This is a genomic window from Moorella naiadis (nom. illeg.) (genome assembly GCF_051020825.1).
Classification (GTDB): Bacteria; Bacillota; DSM-521; order Neomoorellales; family Neomoorellaceae; genus Neomoorella; species Neomoorella naiadis.
The window spans coordinates 25,770-44,356 of the sequence record NZ_JAXGFQ010000028.1 but is presented as its reverse complement, the minus strand read 5'-3'; the positions used below and the strand labels follow the sequence as shown (position 1 = coordinate 44,356).

The window sequence follows — 18,587 nt, the reverse complement described above, 5'->3', positions numbered from 1 at the left end:
TTCCATGACTCTATAGTACGCTTTTTGTTATGTTTTGTCAATATTTATTAATCTGTTGGTAGCTGCTACACACCTCCTTCTATAGCTTCCATATAACCACACTGCTGCTAGCCTCATTTCCCGCCAAATCCCTTACTTTTACCTCTATATTATTAACTACACTTGCCAATCCCGCATAGCTAATCTGGCTGCCAGGTAAATTGCTCCATCCGCTCCAAGTGCCGCCATTAACCGATATATTATACTGTAATGGTCCCGGCAAATTATCGTAGGCTATAAGTTCCAGGTTGATAACATTGGTAGTCGACGCGGTAGCCCCATTATAACCTCGGAATTTAGTTATGACCGGCGGCGTGGTATCCAATACAAAATTTACCTGGACCGAAATACTTATTGACCCGTAGGCATCCTGCGTCTGCACGCTAACCGTAGTGAGGCCGTCACCCTTGGGTAAGGTAATTTGCTTGGTTGCCGCATAGGGCTCCCAGGGGCTCCAGGTTACACCGTCAAGACTGAAACGCATCTGAGTAGCACCGGGGTAGTTCAGATTCAATATGACGGCCGGCGTATTCGTAAACTGGGCCTGGAGGCCGTTAAATGAGCCCGCAGTGCCTGTTGCAGGGGTAACGTTACCTGATATTACCGAAGTGCTGTAACCTATAGTGGCTTTCGCTAGGCCGATATTCTGGGCCGCATCGCATACCCGGACGTAAACGGTCTTTATGCCCTGGCTACTATTTCCACCGTAGGCAGCATTGCTTAAGTCCCAAGTCTTGGTAGTACTGTACGGCTCCCAAGGTGACCACAGGTTGCCGTCGTTGGAAAAAGCCATCTGCATTTGGGAAGCAACGCTGGCATTATCTTCAGCGTTTACGGATAAGGTAACAATGGTGGAAGTAGTATTGCTTGCTCCCCCGTTAATAAGAATGCTTACACTGGGAGGCAAAATGTCGTCGGCCAGGGCGATGCTGTCCGAAAAAACTGATGCATTACCCACCGAGTCTACTACTTTCACGTAAACCGTTTTCGTTCCGGCCCCGGGAGTTACTGTCCAGCTAAAGGTATTGTTTAAGCTAGTTATACTGGTGCTATTATCAGCATTCTTCGTGGCGGTGTAGACCGGCGTCCAGACGTTGTTGTCGTTGGATAAAAATATCTGGTAAATACCGGATTGGCTATCGGATGCATTAACCGTTACGTTCACATTTTGATCATACGTTTTCTTTAGCCCTGCCGGTGATAGAACACTAGCCGAACCGGAAGGCGCAGTATTGTCAGTCCGATTGGGCAAGGTGGGCATATAAGCGTCGCTATATGGCGATTCTCCCGCGGAATTATAGGCGCTTACCCTAAACCAGTAATTATGGGCAGTATCGTAGGCTGTCCCTATGGTTTTAACGTATAAGATATTCGGGTCATCTTGCAGGTCAAATCCTCCACCAGCATGGTTAAAAGGGTCCGAGCTGATGCTGTTGTTAGGCTGGCTGGCCAGCCAGGTCGGGTCAGGATATATCAGGGCCGCATGAGAATCCCAAGAAGTAACATTTCCTACGTCAAAACCCCGGTAGGCGTTGCCGTCCCAAACATATACCTTGTAGCCAGTGGCCCCCTGGACAGGACTCCAATTTAAAACTACCCGGCTCCTACCAGTGGTGTTTGACCAGCTCAGCCCCGATATGGTCCCGGTTGGAGCAACAGGTGCGGGCGGAACTGTCGTAAAAACTGCCGTTTGTCCCGCACTTTTATAGGTCGTGGAATCAGCATTATAAACCGTATAAACAGTATAAGTATACGAAGTTCCAGGTTGCAGACCTGTATCATTAAAACTATTGCCCGTGCCGGTATAAATCAAAATTCCATTTCTATAAAGTTGATATGTTGGCTCGTTAGGCGGATTACCGTTAGTTCCCCAAGATATTGTGACAGAAGTTTGCGTTGCTGATGAAAAACTTAAAGGACCCGGCATGTTATAGTAATAAACCAAAATACCGGGATTGTAAAACCCCGAAGTTGAAGTACCTTCTCTTGAAACAATATATCCCCAAGAATTATATCCAGCAGAAATTTGAATTCCATTTTTTGTATAATTCCAGTAACGGGCAAGGCTGCCTAGATTCGGTAAGTATTTGTTTACCCAATTACCGCTAAAATAAAAACTAAAAGTAGGACCAGCGGTGCCTGGTTGATTTCCCCAAATTAACGTTGCTTCATTCCATGGATCAATTACGTTTGTTATATATCCAATTGCTGGATTGCCATAACCACTATCTGCAAAACCAAGATTGCCATCAACAATTACAGCGCCGTATGGCAACTGATTCCAGTTAAAATTTATATATATATTATTTATTCTTCCATTTTCATTCGAAGCTTGTAAGCATGTTGCCGAACCATAATTGCTATTGGGATAATAATTATCAACATAGGTATCGGCATTATCAGATAAATTAATTGTCAAAGGAGAAGCCCATGCTCGCCCGGAAAAACCGAAAAATATCAACCCTAAAATTAATATAAAAAAGCCTCGTTTGTTAACATTAGCCATAAGCTTTTTTAACTTTATCATTTTAAAACCTCCCAAAATTAAAAATATGGCATATCCTCCAACCATATTTCGTTTCGTAAAATACAGCCATTACGCCAGTTTCCCTTCCGTCAATCTTATAATTAAACCTAATCATCATCTCCTTCCCCCTCGCCCATACCAGTTTTGCCTGCAAGTCATCCACTTTGCCAATTATCTTCCCTTTACTCAATACATCCCGGCTGGCCTCCATGCTCTTCCTGGCCGGGCCGGCGAGATACTTGACCGCATCATCCCACTTGCCTGCTGCCAGGGCGTACAGGTAGCCGGCAAAAACTTCCTTAGCCGCTGCTACGTCCTTGCTCCTGCCCCAAAGTAAACTCCACCCAGACGGGTTCGGCGCATACTCGCGGAAAGACGCCACCTTCCAGCCGCCAGCCTCTTTCACGACGTCCAGATCATACCACCCCACGTCAGCCGTGCCGTCCTGGAGTGTCAACTCCACCGTCGCCTCCACCCTGGCCCAGCCGCGCCCCAGGGCCTGGACGGAAGTAGATACCTCATCCACCCTGGCGGCCAGGTTTTGACCTTCCAGCTTCCCGGCAGCCTCCGCCGCCTTGCCCGAAGATACCGCCTTACCCCCATCCACGTCCCCGGAAGCCAGGGCATGAATGTAAGTGTCGGCTGCCCGCTGGGGCGGTCCAGCTTCAGCTATTCGCATAACTGCCAGCACCAGCAAGATTACAGCCGGCAATAAAGCGATAAAAACGACTGCCTTTTTCAACTTTCAATCGCCGCCAGATCGTCCAGCGCCGTCCTTAACTGAGCCGCAGCCTCCAGCATGCCTTCCAGGTGTTTTTCCAGAACTTCCAAGGCGTCATGCGCCGCCCTTACCTTATTAGCAGCCTCCACCCGTACATTTTCATCGGCAAGTTTGACGCTTTCAATCAGTGCCTTGATTGCCTCCAGCACCGAAGCGGCTTCAACCATATTAGCCTTCGTTTCTTTAAAAGCAATTTCCCTGGCTTCAGTTACAAAATTGCTTGCATTAACCTCTATATTGCTATTCCTTTTTCTAAACATTCGTTTCTCTCCTTTCGTTTCTAAAATCTGATAGACCGCTACAGCAGCAGCAATCCCTGAACAAGAACAGACTGCCTGCAACTTTAACATCTCTGCCTGGTTGGGCATGTTTAAAGTCCAAAGGCCGAACAAAACGCTCGCTACCGCCGCCCCTGCCGCCGGCAAAATTATCTCCCTGCCATACATGAAAATCCCTCGCGCACTATGGCCCTTTCTAAAGCCATATATTTTTTTCTAAGCCTGATAAGCGCCTGGAACATCTGCAAGGAATCCCGCAAAAGACGCACTTTAGAACCCGGCCTGTCCGACCATTTGATTCCTTCTTCTTTTACCTTAAACCCTAACGTCTTGGCCGCCAGCAAAACGTCGACGTCAACCGCAAACCCTTCCTCAGACAAGTATTCGATAACCTTTTTCGCCGCCGCATTTTTAAGCGCCTTTACGCCGCACTGGGTGTCTTTATAAGAAAGCCCGGTCATCAACCGGACCAGCATATTAAAAGCCCACCCCATAAACCGCTTGCCCGCGCTCCGGTTTATCTTGGCCCCTTTTATCCTGCGGGAACCTATTGCAATGTCGTATCCCTCCCGGACCAGGGTTCCCAGCTTGACCATTTCTTCCGGCGAAGCAGGCAAATCGGCGTCCGTGGTTAATATGACTTCCCCTCGGGCTTCTTTAAAACCGCGCCTCAAAGCCGCCCCTTTGCCCCTGTTTTCTTTAAAACTTACAACCCTGACCCCGTATTTCCCGGCTATATCTGCCGTCCTGTCAGTCGACCCGTCGTCAATAACGATTATTTCGCTGTCCTCGCTGGCAAAAACCCTTTTAAGGGTATTCAAACATTCCGGCAGCCTGCCCTCTTCGTTGTACGCCGGTATTATGATACTGTATTTCACCGGTTCACCATCTCCTTTTTTTAATTTTCGTTTAAATTAAAACACAAACTCTTTTTTCGCCAGCATAACGGCAACCACAACAACACCTTCAGTAAAGCCTTTCTCATGTTTTGACAGCAACCCAGAACCCACTAAGTCCCAAAGGGAAAGGAAAAAAGGTTGCCAGCCGGGCCTCAAAAAACATCAACGGGCCGGCTTTTCCCGCCGCCCCGTTTATATCAAATCCCATTTTTCGCAAACATGCTCCCGGTAGCCCCATTGAATTCCACCGCGTCGAATATGCTATTTTGAAACCTGCTCGCTGAAGCAAGGAGGCTATTTGTTTAACTCCATACCGCCTCCGGTGCCCCATCTTGACATCGTGCTCGCTCCACAACGACTGGTAAAGAGGGACGGAAATTATTGCCAATCCCCCATTCTCTAGCACCCTAGACGCTTCCTGAAGGGCCAGCAGGTCATTTTCAACATGCTCCAGAACGTCAAGCATCAACACAGTCCTAAACTTTTCTTTTCCAAACGGCAAGGCGCAGGCGCTGGCTTTTACGGCGTATAAACCTTTTTCTTTCGCCCGGGCTACGGCAAGGCCGTCCGCGTCCACACACCAAACTTCATACCCCGGCCATTGATAGCCGCTGCCGCAGCCTATATCCAGCAAGGGCGATTTGGCTTTATAGCGCTCTAATAAACGGCTTACCAGATATCTTCTCGCAGCCGTCCAGCTTTTAGGTGCCCAGTGCTCATTATAAGCAACGATTTTTAGCCCCCCTTAGAAAAACAAAGACAAGATTGCACCAGCTAAAAGAAAAGTCGCCAGAGGAAAACTTTGCAAATAGCAATTGCGCATCCTTAAAGCAAACGCAAAAATTCCCGCTAAGATTATTGCTATAGCCAAAACTTTAATACTCAAAGACAAACCCAAAGCAATTGTCAAAACAATTAAAAATAACACATCTCCTTCTCCAAGTTGCCAGGATTCCAAAATAATCATAATCACAACGGGCAACGAAACCCAAAAACCCCATACAGGCACGAGCCACTGCCCTGCTAGGAACCACCAAAATACCCCGACGACTGCCAGAGCAAAAGAGAGCTTGCGGGGGACTTTCCCCTGTTTCAGATCGCTTAAGCCGGCGGCCAGGATTAAAGTAAGAATAATAATATCCCGCAGATACCACCAAAAAGGCCTATTTACAAGCAGCCAGACAGATAAGATGCCAAATAGCATTTCTACCAGGAGATAAATTAAGGGTATCTTATAGCCGCAGGCGCGGCAGCGCCCCCCGGCAATAAAATAACCAAAGATCGGGAGCACTTCCAGCCAGGTAAGAGTGCGGCCGCAACTCTCGCAACGGGACCGGCCCCACGTCGATTTGCCTTCAGGCAGACGGTAGGCCAGCATGCAAGCGTAGCTGGCAAAAGTCGCGCCGTACAAAAAGCCTACTATGCTGAGAAATGTTTTTATAAAATCTCCCCCTCGTAAAAAACTGCTTTTCGCGGTTAATTAATCTTTTACTCTGAAAATCGCAGCCGTCTTGTCCCGGTAAACTTCTACCCATCCCGGCGCTTCTTTTAAAACAGCGTCGCGAATATCGTTAACGGCCACCAGGGCAGTCTTCGCCCCGGTATCCTCTATCGCCTCGCCGGCCGGCTTGTCTCCCTGAATAAGGTTCATGTAACCATCGAAAATTCCCCCGTGGCTGTAGAGATCCGCCCGGCCGTCGATATATACCGGGATACCGGACCAGATCAAATATCCTCCCCAGCCGTACTCGTTATACACCTTATCATAGCCGCGTTCTTTTATTACTTCTACCGCTTTAACAGGGTAATTATCCTTAGCGGCCGCTTCCTGCAAGTTCATCGGAATCCCCTTTAAGGTCAAGATAAATATCCCGACCGCTATAAACTGGATGGCAAGCAGTTTAATCGTTGTCAGGCTGAATTTGCATTCCAGTGTACCAAACAATAAAGCCGTGCTCAATACCGCATAAGGCGTATAAATGCGAGAATTTAAAGCCAGGACCCAGAAAAAAATCGCCCTGGCCATAACAATATCTCTTTTCCGCCCCTGCCAGGCCGCCGCTAAAATGATTGCGAGGCTGGCGAAGAAAATAAAGCTCTGCTCGTGAAACCCAAAAACAAAAGGCATCCACTCGGCTATATGCTGCCGGTAAGCGTTGGTCAAAAGCCCTTCCTTTACAGCGTATGCCCACAACCCTGCGCCGTGGGGGGTAAATAACGTCGCAATGCCGCAGCTTAACGCCGCAAGCAGCCGGGCGGGAAGCCCTTCCTTTACGCGCAACACCACCGCTTCCCAGCCAGCCTCCAACAGGATCAAGAGGGGAAGCATGACCGCCGACGAATGGATATTTGCCCAGAGGGCCGCAATTAAAGCCAGGCTTAAAATTTCTTTTCTGCCCCAATCCCGCCGCAAGGATATATACAGATAACCCGCGAACAGCGCGTAAACCCATTCCTGGGGCCACGGCCTTAACCAGCCATATAACAAAAAAGGCGCCAGCCCCCCGGCTGCAGCGCCTGTAACGCCGGACCGCTTTTCTGTACCCAGCCATATCAACATCCCGATTAATATGCCAGAAAGCAAAGTCACCAGCCACAGGCCGGGATACCCGGCTTTCCGGTAAAGCAAATAATTTGTTAACTCCCACAGCCACTGGTGGTCCGTCCACGGCTGCCCATAAGAACTCCAGGAATAGATGTCCGCTGCAGGTATAGTTTTATGGACGGCTATCCATTCCCCGGCTTTCAGGTGCCAGAAGAGGTCCGGGTCTACGGTCCATAACGATAAAGCTGCTGTCGCAAGGCTTGAGCAGGTTATAAAAAATACCCTCCAGAATTTTGCCGGCAATTTTAGATACCCCCCTGCAGGTGGATCCTCGCTGCCGCCCACCGCTGGGTTATCAGCGGCGTCTGCCCTAAAATATTCTTCGCTTTTATTTCCACCAGGGCCACCACGCCGGGAGTGGGCAGCATGACGGTCGCTATGCCCCCTTGCCCTGTCGTTATCCCTGAACTGTTTATGGAAAAATAAGCAGGGAAACCTGTATAAGGAAGAGATGACGAAGCGGCGTTAGATCCGTCGAAGACATATATCCTGGCGCCCTGCGCTCCGGAAGAGCTGTAAGTGTCGTCGCCGTTATACACTACCAGCCAGTAGCGCGGCGGCGTGGCGTAAGGAGAGTTCGCCAGAGGAGCTAGAGTATTCTGGTCCAACCCGAGATTCCTGGCAAGCACGTACCTGAAGGCGTTGTGCGCCCCATCGCTATTTATCCTCGGCGTTCCGTTGGCCTGGGATACTGGATTTACCGTTTCCGCCGCCGCTTTGGCCGCCAGGGCTACCCCTTCCTGGATGCTAATATCCGATTCTGTAACGACCTGGGTTGAGGTCACAATCCCGACCATAAAGAGCAAAAGCATGGGCAGGATTATGATCAGCATCAAGGGAATCGCGAATCCTTTTTCATCTCGAAAAAAACAATATTTACGGGGTAACCCTTTCACTCAAGACACTCCCTCCCACCACTATCCTGTAGTTATTTGGCGCCGCTGCCCCGCCCACCAGAGCGCCGAAAAGAAACGGCCGGTATTTTGGCTTCAATGTGACCGTCACTGTTATCCTGCTCCCGTCAGGATCTTGGGGATTTCTTAAAACCCTCCCCCCAGACAATAATGGTGCGTTAATATTTTCTACGGTTAACCCGACGGCAGCGAATTTGTTAACCATATCGGTCTGGTCCTGGGGAATCAGGCAGCCTTCTATCCTGATGCGTTCAAGGTAATAATGCATAATGTGTTCGGCAATCTGGTGTTGAACTAAAGCGGTATAATAATCCGCCCCGGCGAAAAGCATAAAAAATATCAGCGTCGCCGCAATGAGAAAATCGAGCGAGGAACCGCGCTCATCCTTTTTTAGCTTTTTTAGCTTCTTTACCAACCGGAACCTGTCACGGAAGTCACCCGGTTGACTACCGTATTGTGCAGGCTGGCCGCAGACGGTTGTATATTCTTCACAATTGCAAAAGTCAACACGCTGCCGCATATCGCTAGTACCAGCCATTCTATCGTCATCACCCCCTGCTGATCTTTCAAAAGCTTTCTTAAAATTTTTGTTAACATAAAACAACCATCTCCCAATTGCTTTTATAGAAAAATCGCCGCCAGGAAATCCTTATCCCTGCAAAAAAAAGGCGGGGTCCCCCCGCCTTTTTTACCAGTTGATGACCGCGCCGCCTGCTAAATTGTTGACCTTGTTCCCGAGCGTGCCGGCCGCCCCGGTCGCAGGCGTTTTCAGCTGTGAGTACGCCGCATAAGCCAACACCCCCAGGATAGTCGCTATGACCATCACTTCAACGGTGCCCATCCCTCGGTCATCAGCCAAAAACGCCTTCAAAGTCTTTTTGAAAGTGTTAAGCATAATCCAAAGTCCCCTTTCTTGATAATTTAATTTTTGATTCTAAAAAAACAACGTTATGTTACTGCCCTATTTGGATCAACATATTCATCATGCTGACCAACCTGTAAACTAAAGGCCCGGCTATCACCCCCCCTGCGGCAAAAAGCGGTAACCCCCGGTAAACGGCAAAATAAAGCGGTTTAGACATTATTCTTACTTCCGCTAAAGTTTGGCGCAGCTTTTCCAAATTGCTGGCTTCTTCTTCTATAGCCACCTTGCCGAACTGCATCCCCGCCTCTTCAGCGTGCATCAAAATAGTCGAAAGCATGACGGCTTCTGGCAGGTTAACCTCGTCGGCAAACCTCTCCAGCGCCCGCACCGGGCCGTAAGGCCAGGCCGCAAGACATCTTTCGACGGCCGGCCGCAAATGCGGCGTGACGACGGCCCCGAGCCGCATCGCCTGCTGGATGGTATAACCGGCGTTGGTGTAAAAATTCAACGCCTCGTATAATGCCACCAGTTCGCGCACCTTTATCATCCTACCGGTTTCCTTCATGCTCCTGGCTAAAAAAAGCACGGCCGCCATTCCCAACACGCTGCATATCGCCGCGACGGTTATTAGATAAGCCGTACCCCAAGCCAACATGGCTCCTGCCATCCCTCCTGCCGCCATGCCGGCCACGACGTATTTAAACTCATCATCTCCTTTCGCCCTAGCGTTTCTTGCCAGCCTTTTCCCCCAGAAACCCACCCCTGCCTTTAACGCCTCCAAATCTATGCGTTTCCTGTAACCCTGACCCGTCACCTCCTTTAATACTGGTAGCAATACTGCAAAAACTCCTGCAGCGACACTTAAGACAAATAACCCGTAGTACAATGTCTCAGCCAACGTTTTCGCCCCCCGCTACCCGGTCCAAGACAATACCTATTAACGCGGACAAAAGACATAAAACGACCACCGCCCGGCCGGTTACCGTCGCGGTAAAAAATTCATGCGCTTCGGGAATTATATGGTGGACGAAAAAATACAGCGGCGCCACCGCTATATTCAGCACCAGCATCAACAGCCTGTCCGCCGACAAAGTAACCTGGTTTTTCCGGATCAAGTCCTGCTGGGCGCTTATCCTAATCGCCAGCCTGGCAAACAAGGGCTTCACCGCCTCGTCCTCCAGCGAAAGCCTTAACAACTGCACGAACATGCGGCCGTATTCGCTATCCAGCTCTCGCCCCAGCTCTACCAACACTTCGTCGTAATTCCTGCCGGAGGTGAGACCTTTCGCGGCCCGCCTGAGTATGCTGCCTATAGGATCCGGCAACCTCCCGGCCGTGATAGTTAAAGCCCGGACGGCGTGGGGCGTGTCGGCATATTCTGCCGCGAAAACCCTCACGGCAGCTCCGAGCTGTTCATTTATCTTCATCCGATACGTTTTTTCGCGGTAATAAGCTACTTGCTCGGGAAAAATTATCCCGCTCGCGGCCAGGATAATACCGGCCAGGGGGTTAACCATCACTACCGAGCCGAAGTAAAACCCCGCTGCGGATAAGATGCATGCCAGCATAAAAAAACCTACGCTGCGCCGCGGCAGCCTGAAGCCGCCCATGCCTTTCTCCGCCCGGACCACCCATTCCCTAAGCGAATCCTTGAGCCCGATAGACTTCAGGCTGGCCACCCTCTCTATGCGGCGCCTCCCCGCCGCCATCAAGGCTATCATTTCCCTGGAAATCAGATATACAAAGACAAATATCCCCGCCGAGAACAGAACCAGCCACATAACGATCATATAAGGCACGCCTCTTCTAATTCTTTGGTAACTACGCCGTATTTGTGCAGCCTTCTTATAAGGCGTTCGCTGGGTTTGTTTTTACAATGCCACCTGCCTGCCAGGTAATCGTCTTCTTCGGGGATCCACCTTATCAAGTCTATATATTCCATTACCCCATGATGCGGCACCACCTCGGTAACGCTCTCGACTTTGATGACGCCCCTGGTGGAATCGCCGAACATCTGCACCACAATGTTGTACGCGCTGGCCACCATTGCGATAGCCGTCCGCTCGGGCAGGTTGATCTTTTCTTCCAGGAGCAGCCTGCCCGTGCCTTCGATAGCTTCCTGGGGCGAACCGAAGTGCGCCGTGGCAATCGAGTTATGCCCCCGCAGGCACGCCCTCACTGCTTCTTTCGCCTCGCCTACCCCCCGGAATTCCCCGACAAGGACCATGTTGGGAGAATACCTGAGCGCCGTCCGGAAAAGAATTTCTAACGTCTTGCCAATCTCCGGGTGCTCTTCCATCTCGACGATATCCCAACTTGGGAACATCCTCCGCAAAAACAGTTCCCTGTCGGTCTCCAGCACGACCGTCCGGGCGTTCTCGGAAGACTGGGAGAAAAGCGTCCGCACAAAAGTAGTTTTGCCGCTCCCCACCCCGCCGGCAACTAATATATTCGCCCTTCCTTTGACGAGGGTTTTCAATATGACCCACGTCTTTTCGTCCATCGTCCCCGAAGCTATCAATTCTTCCGGGGTTAAGACCCTGGGGGTATGCTTCCGCAGGACAAACGTCGTATTTTCCGTTATCGGCGGGCATGTGGCCGTAATCCGCGTGCCGTCCTTCCGCATTGACTCAATGATGCCCGAAGACTTGTTCAGGGCCACACCCCGGTCGTGCATGGTCATCCTGGTGACTATTTTCATCACGTGCTCGTCATCTTTAAATTTTACGTTTACCTTTTCGTTTTTTATATTCCGCAGCACGTAGACTTCATCCGGACCGTTGACCCTAATTTCGTTGACTTCCGGGTTACGGTACAGCTCTTCTACCGGTCCCAGACCCCAGGCGTATTTATATATCTCATAAGCGCACTGCCCGCGGTCCATGCCTTCGGGTTCTATCCCGTACTCTTCTAGCAGCTTAATAATTTCTTCGATCACGCGGGGGCGCGCCCCGGGTTCCCCGGCCATCACCGCCTCTACGAGCTCCTGGTTGCGCGCCGCCCTCTCTTGGCCTATCATCTCCGCTTCCTGTATGGTCTCCTGGATGAACTGCGTGGCCCCTTTCAGGTCCATGCGGCCCATCTTCTCACGTTTTTCTCCCTGCTTCCTGACATTTTGCCTTGCTGCCTTGCTTTCTTCAACAGTCTTCTTATTGCTTTTGAGGAACGCTACCGCCATTTACAACACCTCCATTTGTCCCCGAAATTTCCGGCGCCTGCTGCTGGACGTTCTGTTTGTTACCCGGGACATATTTTTTCACCAGGACGATATTCTGCGACTTGGGCGAGGCGCCGGCTACGACGTTAGGCACGTCATCCGGCTTTACCGCCAGCACGGCTACCGCAGGCGGGGCCGCCTGGGCGTTCCCGACGTTCAAAAACCCGCCTGCCTGCTGGACTGTAGATTTTCCGTTGCTGTCCCGGATATCTAAAACAATCGCGTCCGTCGCTGCCAGATACCGGCCCCCGCCAGGGCTGTTCGCCAATTCCGGCACCACCCACCAGACGTCCACCAGGTCGCCGCTTTTTAACGACCCTCCCACACATCTGGTAACGTCGACATTCAGCGATATGACCTCCCTATCGCCTGCCAGTTTCGCGTCGACCAGATACGCCCTGGCTATCTGCTGGTCTTTTGGTACAAGGCTTAAAGTCATTTTCCCGACCGCCTCCGCAGGGTCTTTAATTGTGCCGGGCTCTTCGCCGCCTTTAATTACTGCCCGCCAGGACAGGTCTTCCTGGCTCAGTACCGTATACGGCGGGATGTCCCGGCTAGCTACTACCACCCGCACCGTTTCTTGATGGGCATTCACATACGCTTTCAACTGTTTGGCCGAAAACAACGCTACCGTAAGGCTTACTATAATCGCAACCACCAAAGGCCACTTCTGTAAAAACTTTCTGTTGCCGAAACGCAATTTATCCCCCCTCTTTCTAACTCTTTTTAAAGGTTTTTTTAAAAAACCCATAAAAGGTATGCGCATACCTTAAACAAAAAAAAATTAAGCGCGAGTTTTTCAGCCCGCGCTTGTGTTTTACGACAATAGTTAACCCCGGGGGGATTTTTGTTAAGATTTTTGTTACCCCCCCCTGGGGCTAATTCTTTGTTGTCGCTTCGATTATACCCCATATGACTAATTAAATCAAGCAAAATATTTTTAGGCTCACGGGTTTATCGCCCGCGCATAGAATGCCCCCAGAGCCCCGCATTCGGCCCCTGAACGGCCCTTCTCCCCTAGGGTAATAGTTTTTATACCTGCCGGTTAAAATAGAGCCAGGTTAACATAATCTTAAAAATAATTGGTTGAGTTATTATAAAAACAACCACCGCTACGGCCAAGCAGGTCCCGAAAGGAATAACGTTTGCCGGAATTTTTTCTCCGGCTTTCTCGGGTATTTTATCGACAGCCAGACATCCCCTGCATCCTGCAAAGAACAAAGCAGCCCCACGGACTAAATATAAGATTCGGCCCAATAATATTCCCTGTCTGGCCATCTTGATAAAGCCCCACAAGACACCAAAGCAAAGGGCTATAAAAATAATATAAAAAGCGTCATAAATCCCCACCCAAGTGCCCACGGCGGCCATCAATTTGACGTCTCCCCCTCCCAAACCGCCCAGGGCAAACAAAACAAACCCCAACAAGAAACAGGCCAGAAAACCCCTAAGCCCCGCATTAAAATTCCCTGCCGACAGGTTAAATAAAAGCCCCGCCGCTAACAACGGCAAGGTAATGTAATTGGGGATGATATGCTTAAAGAAATCCGTTGCCCCGCAGGCTATAACGGCTATGAAAAACAGCCACATCAAAACGAGCCACCCCCCTTCAATACTTTGGCTATCGCCACATTTCCCTGCACAAACTTTATTGTCCCTGCATCGCAAACTTCCAGGGCCGGCACCCCCTTAACCCCGTCAGGCGGGTTATCGGCCAGGTAAAATTTTCCCCCGGCCAACCCTGCTTCCGCCAACTTTTTTTGAAACCTTGATATGTCATTCCCCTGCAAAAAAGCGCCTACCAAATAGGGCCTTTTTTCTTCTGGTAACCCAACCAATTCTCTTAGAACATCCGTACAATGAGAGCACCACCAGGCAAAGAACAGCGCCGGTCTCTTGTTTAGATCAAGCGTCACCCGTCGCCCGTCGGTGTCTTTAACTTCCAAGGCCATTTTATTTGAGGCAGTTTCCGTATTTGATGCCTGCCCCGTTTTGCCTTCTCCCTTATTTATAACTCCACCAGATGTGCTGGTTGCAAAAAGTCTTTTTCTATATACGTTTTCTTCTCCTGTTTCATTTGTTGGGACTTTTTCCTGGACCGGGAGAACCGCCTGGCCTATCGCCTCCGTTTTAACGCCGGCAGCACCTGCAGAAGCCAGGTTAATTCCTGCAGGCCTAAAATAACCTGGAACAGGATATAACAAGACGCCCACGGACAACAACCCCACCAGCGCTATAAAAACCGGGGCTATGCTGGCGCGTGCCGGCGGCCTGGCAGTTATGTATACCGCCAGAAGTATTTCTAACAGAAGAAACTCCAGGCAGGCAAAACATAATTCCCCCGTTGCTTTCCAGGCCCGCATCAACAGAAAAGCATGGATGCCAACCCCGCAATAAATGACTGCTAAGAAAAATTTTTTTCTGGCGACTCCGGCGAGACAAAATGAGGAAACAAGAAAATAATAAGCCGCTCCCCATTGGAGCAGGGGGCGGCCGAAGATATAACTTACAGCGCCGCAGGACGAAGAAGCGCAATTGTAGGGGTCAAAACCCGCCAGCAACATAAAAAAAGAACCTGCAGCTAACAGCAAGTAGATTAAGCCTGAAAACATTTTTGCATTGCTCCCTGATTAATCATCTCAAAAGATACTGCATCACCACAGGCGTAACGTAAACCTCAAGCAGCGCCGCCAAAGCCAAAAGCGGCGTTACATTCCTGACAAAAAACCTGGCCCGGGAACTAATATCCGCTGGCCCGGCAAAAGCATAACCGCAGGCCAGGATTAAAGCCGTTATCTCGAATACTCCGTGCGGCGCCAATCCTCCGATCAGGACCGCAACCGGCAGGCCGTCCTGGTAAAGGATAACTGATATCCAGGCTATGAAAACCCCGTTGATCGCCAGGGCCAAAACCGGCAGCGCTTTGCCAAAAAACCACCCCATCCCCGCCAAGCACTTTAAAACCCAGCAACGTTCAGCACGGCGGGCCAGCAATGCCGCTGCAGGCATTGCCGCCAGCACCAATACCGCCACCAGACAATTTTTGGCGAAAATTAACGCCAGCAATTCAAAGTCAGAGTTTATCGCCCCAACATGGTCAAATGTCTTTTCCACTACTGGAACAACCACAGAGGTGAAGTAGGCCGGGAATATGATGCCCAGCGCCAGCCCAAATAAGAATACAAACAAAGCCCCAGCATAGGCGACGCGCATCTTTACCGTGAGCCTGGATACTAATGCTTCCAGCAAAACCGCCTTCTTTTCTAAATTTATCTTGCGAGCAACTTTTTAAAAATCCCCCCTTTGCGTTCCGGGTTCTCATAAAGGCTGTCCCGCAAAGCCGTCATCCCGGCCATGAAAGGAGAATTTTTCTTCAACACGTCGCCATTTTCAAGGGCTTCCCTGAGCCCCGGGTCGTGCTGTATTTCGATTATCCTTTCAAAACCCAAGTCCCTGGCCAGCCGCATGTTGAGCTTGCTCCCATTCGCCAGCAAGAAACACTCCTTGCCAGGATAATTCCTGGCGCGCAAGGCCGCCCTCACTACCTCTTGCTCGCTCCCGGCAGTAACGAATATGACAGTCGTGGCGTTGAGGACAGCTTCCGTCACGCAAATGTCTCTGCTGTTGGGGAGATCAAAGATAATAACATCGAAAGCCGGCCTGGCGTAGTTTATTATTCCGGTTACCAGGCCGTCATGCGTCTTCACTTCTTCCAGCCGCCGCGGCGCCTGTAAGACATAAAAACCCTCCTCGACGTTTATCAGGCTTTGCTCCAGGTCATATTCTGCGCCGCCGATATGGGGATACTCCGGCAGGTTAAGGTAATAAGACAGGTCGCTGCCGCCAGCGGCAAAGTTCAAGTCGATCAATAACACCCTGAGCATGTCTTTCAGAAGCCAGGCCAGATACAGGGCGACCGCCGTGCAGCCCACGCCTCCTTTGGCGCGCCACACGGCAATAACCCTCTGCCGGTAGGCCACCCTGGCGGTGTTGACCTGCACTACAGGCGAAGCGAGCTGCTTTCCCGCAGGTAAAGCCTTGATTTCCGCCTTGCCATCCAGTATATCGCTTATCGTCTCAACAGGCATCTTTAAAGCGGCGGCGATGGCCTCGACGTCCAGGTATTCGGCCATTTTCTTGACACGGGTTTCTAAATCTGCACCGGCCATCTCTATCTCTCCCTCAGCGCTTTTTGAGAAATTTAAATAGCCCACGCTTTTCCACTTCGGGCCAGCTGTAATTATATCCGGCCATAGAAGCTATTTCAGCCGCCAGGTTATGCCACTGGCTGTAGGCGTCTTCCAGGCCGGCGACCTCGCTCTTGTACCCTTTCTGGGCGTGAGTTTCCCAGTCTTCCGGTATGGTCGCGACCACCTTCGGCAGTATCTTAACCGGGATTTCTTTCTTGAAGCCGGAACAAAAATATTTCTCTACCGTCCGGGCATTATGAAGCCTAGAGCTGAAGCGGTTTAGAATTATGCTTATTTTTTCCGGCGTCACGCCCATGCTTAACAGGGAAGGAGCGTAGGCGGCGGTCTCCTGCTCGGAAAACTTGGACTGGTCGACCACGGCCAAAACCTTATCGGCCATAGGAAATATTTCTTCTAACCACGGCTTGGTCCAAAACTCAGGCGCAGTGTCGCCCAGGACGACCGGGAACACGGATAACAGCACTTTGCCAATTTCCGCTATCTCGCCCGGCTCAAACACAGGCAGCGTCTTGTCCATCGGCCCCGGCAGAACATAAAGATTTTCTTCTACATTGACCAGCAGGTTTTCTACGGCCTTCAGCTTAATGCCCCTGCCGGCTAGGGTTTCTATACCCGGGACTTCTTGTACGCCAAAAAAAGCCGCGACGTCCGGGCCTCCCAAATCCAGATCCCACAATACAACCGGTATCCTCGAACGCGCCAAAGCCACCGCTAAAGTTATAGCCGCCGTCGTTTTTCCTACGCCTCCTTTGTTGGCTGCGGTAAGGACCAGCAAACCCTTACGGTTTTCTTTAAGACGAAAATCTCTTGAGAAATCTCCAGTGGGATATTCTCTGTCTCCAAGATCTTTTTTGCGCCCCAAAATGCCTCCTGCAGCCTGCTTCGCTAACCCCGGATTGCGTTCTAAAGACGGCTTCGGGGATGGCACGCGCATACCTTTTGAAGTATCCGGAACGGCCTTCTGCCTGCCGGGAACGCGGTTGGATTCTGGCCCTTCTCCTGTGTATACGCTGGAAAGTATCAACGCGAAATCGTCTCTTTCTGAAGAACCGCCAACTTCAGGTTTAACTTCAGGTTTATTGGCCGAAACGTTTGCCTGCCGGTTAAATGTCCCGGACGGCGGCGAAACATTAAAATAAGACTCTTTTTCCGGGCGTTTCTCTGGCGGACAGGCTCCCCTTTCTTCTGGCTTTTCGGCCAAGGCAGATATATTATAGCTATTTCCCTCGCATTCACCGTCAGAGCCGGATATTTCCTCGTCCTCTAAAATGCTTAAGCCGTCACGACTGCTGGTCAAGGCTTCAAGCAAATTATATGGCCTGTCACCGGGCAGTTTTCCAGTCACTATATTTGCCAGCCCCCGCTTCATGGCAGCGTTGATATAAGCCCGACCTTTTTCGTCAACCCTCCCCACCAGCAGCACTATATGGCTGGCCGGGAACATTACCGGTATCCGGCCTAGCAATTCCACCGGGTCCATTCCCGGCAGAAACCGGCTCGCAACCAGCACATCCGGCCTTTTGCCGGAATATCCCAACATTTCCTCGGCATTGTTGCAGGTCGAAAACTCCCAGCCGTTATACAGACCCGTTTTAAGCAGGTCTTCTTTAATCAATTCCGCCGTGCTGTTTTCAGCGCAGATCAAGCACCGCACTTAACCATCTCCCCTTGATAATTTTTTCCCCGGTTTCGCCCGGCCTCTTTGGCCGCATAGAGAGCTCTATCCGCGGCTTCCAGCAACTTCTCACCCGTGTCGGCGTCTTCAGGGAACAAGGCGCACCCAAAAGAACAGGTGACGTTTATGGCCATTTTTTCTCCTAAAGAAAAGGGCGCCCCCGCTACGGCCAGGCGCACCCTTTCCCCAACTTCGAAAACTTTCCTTGTTGTTACAATCACCGCGAACTCTTCGCCCCCGTAACGAGCGGCAAAGTCGCCGCTTTTCACCGAAGCAGATATCCTGCCCGCGAATATTTTCAAAACGCTGTCACCGGCAGGATGCCCGTAGGTGTCATTGACCTTCTTGAAATGGTCTATGTCCATCATTATTAACCCGAAGGTCGCCCACTGGCGGCACGCCTCTTTTACCGCCCTTGATAAGGCGTCGTCAAAGGCCCTCCGGTTCGGCAAATCGGTCAAATGGTCCCGGTACTGGCCGTCTTCGTATCCCGGCCATTCTATTGTTAAATCGCCTTCAGGCTTCAGGCCCAACAATTTCGCTGGGGATAAAACCTGCCAGCAAACCAAATTCAAT

At 50.7% G+C, this 18,587-nt stretch carries 20 protein-coding genes; all 20 read right to left on the bottom strand.

Going from position 1 to position 18,587, the window contains the following annotated elements; genetic code table 11:
- Positions 1-79: 79 nt before the first annotated feature.
- The 20 genes from SDD30_RS14390 to SDD30_RS14295 all read right to left on the bottom strand — a co-directional run bounded on the left by SDD30_RS14390 (position 80) and on the right by SDD30_RS14295 (position 18,586).
- Positions 80-2,566 (bottom strand): DNRLRE domain-containing protein, encoded by a 2,487-nt coding sequence (locus tag SDD30_RS14390; protein WP_434075628.1) that lies wholly within the window; start codon positions 2,564-2,566, stop codon positions 80-82.
- Between the two features lies 1 nt (position 2,567).
- Entirely contained in the window at positions 2,568-3,308 is a 741-nt protein-coding gene (locus tag SDD30_RS14385; RefSeq protein WP_434075627.1) for a hypothetical protein, read from the bottom strand.
- Positions 3,305-3,793 (bottom strand): hypothetical protein, encoded by a 489-nt coding sequence (locus SDD30_RS14380; RefSeq protein WP_434075626.1) that lies wholly within the window; start codon positions 3,791-3,793, stop codon positions 3,305-3,307. Before SDD30_RS14380 ends, SDD30_RS14385 begins: the two co-directional genes overlap by 4 nt.
- On the bottom strand, positions 3,775-4,503 hold the full coding sequence (locus SDD30_RS14375; RefSeq protein ID WP_434075625.1) for a glycosyltransferase: 729 nt from the start codon (positions 4,501-4,503) through the stop codon (positions 3,775-3,777). Before SDD30_RS14375 ends, SDD30_RS14380 begins: the two co-directional genes overlap by 19 nt.
- A 103-nt stretch (positions 4,504-4,606) precedes the next feature.
- Entirely contained in the window at positions 4,607-5,200 is a 594-nt protein-coding gene (locus SDD30_RS14370; RefSeq protein ID WP_434075630.1) for a class I SAM-dependent methyltransferase, read from the bottom strand.
- Between the two features lie 69 nt (positions 5,201-5,269).
- Complete coding sequence (locus tag SDD30_RS14365) at positions 5,270-5,935, bottom strand: prepilin peptidase (RefSeq protein ID WP_434075624.1); 666 nt, start codon at positions 5,933-5,935, stop codon at positions 5,270-5,272.
- Positions 5,936-6,004: 69 nt separating this feature from the next.
- Positions 6,005-7,372, bottom strand: a complete 1,368-nt coding sequence (locus SDD30_RS14360; protein ID WP_434075623.1) for a hypothetical protein — start codon at positions 7,370-7,372, stop codon at positions 6,005-6,007.
- A 2-nt stretch (positions 7,373-7,374) separates the two neighbouring features.
- A complete protein-coding gene (locus tag SDD30_RS14355) occupies positions 7,375-7,965 on the bottom strand; it encodes a hypothetical protein (protein ID WP_434075622.1) in 591 nt (196 codons plus the stop codon).
- Positions 7,966-8,005: 40 nt separating this feature from the next.
- Complete coding sequence (locus SDD30_RS14350; protein WP_434075621.1) at positions 8,006-8,581, bottom strand: hypothetical protein; 576 nt, start codon at positions 8,579-8,581, stop codon at positions 8,006-8,008.
- A 150-nt stretch (positions 8,582-8,731) separates the two neighbouring features.
- Positions 8,732-8,938 (bottom strand): hypothetical protein, encoded by a 207-nt coding sequence (locus SDD30_RS14345; RefSeq protein WP_434075620.1) that lies wholly within the window; start codon positions 8,936-8,938, stop codon positions 8,732-8,734.
- A gap of 58 nt (positions 8,939-8,996) precedes the next feature.
- Complete coding sequence (locus SDD30_RS14340; RefSeq protein ID WP_434075619.1) at positions 8,997-9,806, bottom strand: hypothetical protein; 810 nt, start codon at positions 9,804-9,806, stop codon at positions 8,997-8,999.
- On the bottom strand, positions 9,799-10,698 hold the full coding sequence (locus SDD30_RS14335; RefSeq protein WP_434075618.1) for a type II secretion system F family protein: 900 nt from the start codon (positions 10,696-10,698) through the stop codon (positions 9,799-9,801). The genes SDD30_RS14340 and SDD30_RS14335 overlap by 8 nt, the downstream gene beginning before the upstream one ends.
- A complete protein-coding gene (locus SDD30_RS14330; RefSeq protein WP_434075617.1) occupies positions 10,695-12,086 on the bottom strand; it encodes an ATPase, T2SS/T4P/T4SS family in 1,392 nt (463 codons plus the stop codon). The genes SDD30_RS14335 and SDD30_RS14330 overlap by 4 nt, the downstream gene beginning before the upstream one ends.
- The gene (locus SDD30_RS14325) at positions 12,058-12,783 is read right to left on the bottom strand and encodes an SAF domain-containing protein (protein WP_434075616.1); all 726 of its coding nucleotides are present in this window, start codon (positions 12,781-12,783) and stop codon (positions 12,058-12,060) included. The genes SDD30_RS14330 and SDD30_RS14325 overlap by 29 nt, the downstream gene beginning before the upstream one ends.
- Before the next feature lie 374 nt (positions 12,784-13,157).
- On the bottom strand, positions 13,158-13,715 hold the full coding sequence (locus SDD30_RS14320) for a prepilin peptidase (protein WP_434075629.1): 558 nt from the start codon (positions 13,713-13,715) through the stop codon (positions 13,158-13,160).
- Positions 13,715-14,737 carry a hypothetical protein gene (locus SDD30_RS14315; protein WP_434075615.1) on the bottom strand — a complete coding sequence of 341 codons (1,023 nt, stop codon included), beginning with the start codon at positions 14,735-14,737 and terminating at the stop codon, positions 13,715-13,717. Before SDD30_RS14315 ends, SDD30_RS14320 begins: the two co-directional genes overlap by 1 nt.
- A 22-nt stretch (positions 14,738-14,759) precedes the next feature.
- The gene (locus SDD30_RS14310; protein ID WP_434075614.1) at positions 14,760-15,374 is read right to left on the bottom strand and encodes a stage II sporulation protein M; all 615 of its coding nucleotides are present in this window, start codon (positions 15,372-15,374) and stop codon (positions 14,760-14,762) included.
- Between the two features lie 20 nt (positions 15,375-15,394).
- On the bottom strand, positions 15,395-16,294 hold the full coding sequence (locus tag SDD30_RS14305) for a CpaE/TadZ family protein (RefSeq protein ID WP_434075613.1): 900 nt from the start codon (positions 16,292-16,294) through the stop codon (positions 15,395-15,397).
- 13 nt (positions 16,295-16,307) lie between these two features.
- Positions 16,308-17,990 carry a CpaE/TadZ family protein gene (locus SDD30_RS14300; RefSeq protein ID WP_434075612.1) on the bottom strand — a complete coding sequence of 561 codons (1,683 nt, stop codon included), beginning with the start codon at positions 17,988-17,990 and terminating at the stop codon, positions 16,308-16,310.
- The gene (locus tag SDD30_RS14295) at positions 17,978-18,586 is read right to left on the bottom strand and encodes a GGDEF domain-containing protein (RefSeq protein ID WP_434075611.1); all 609 of its coding nucleotides are present in this window, start codon (positions 18,584-18,586) and stop codon (positions 17,978-17,980) included. Before SDD30_RS14295 ends, SDD30_RS14300 begins: the two co-directional genes overlap by 13 nt.
- Position 18,587 lies beyond the last annotated feature (1 nt).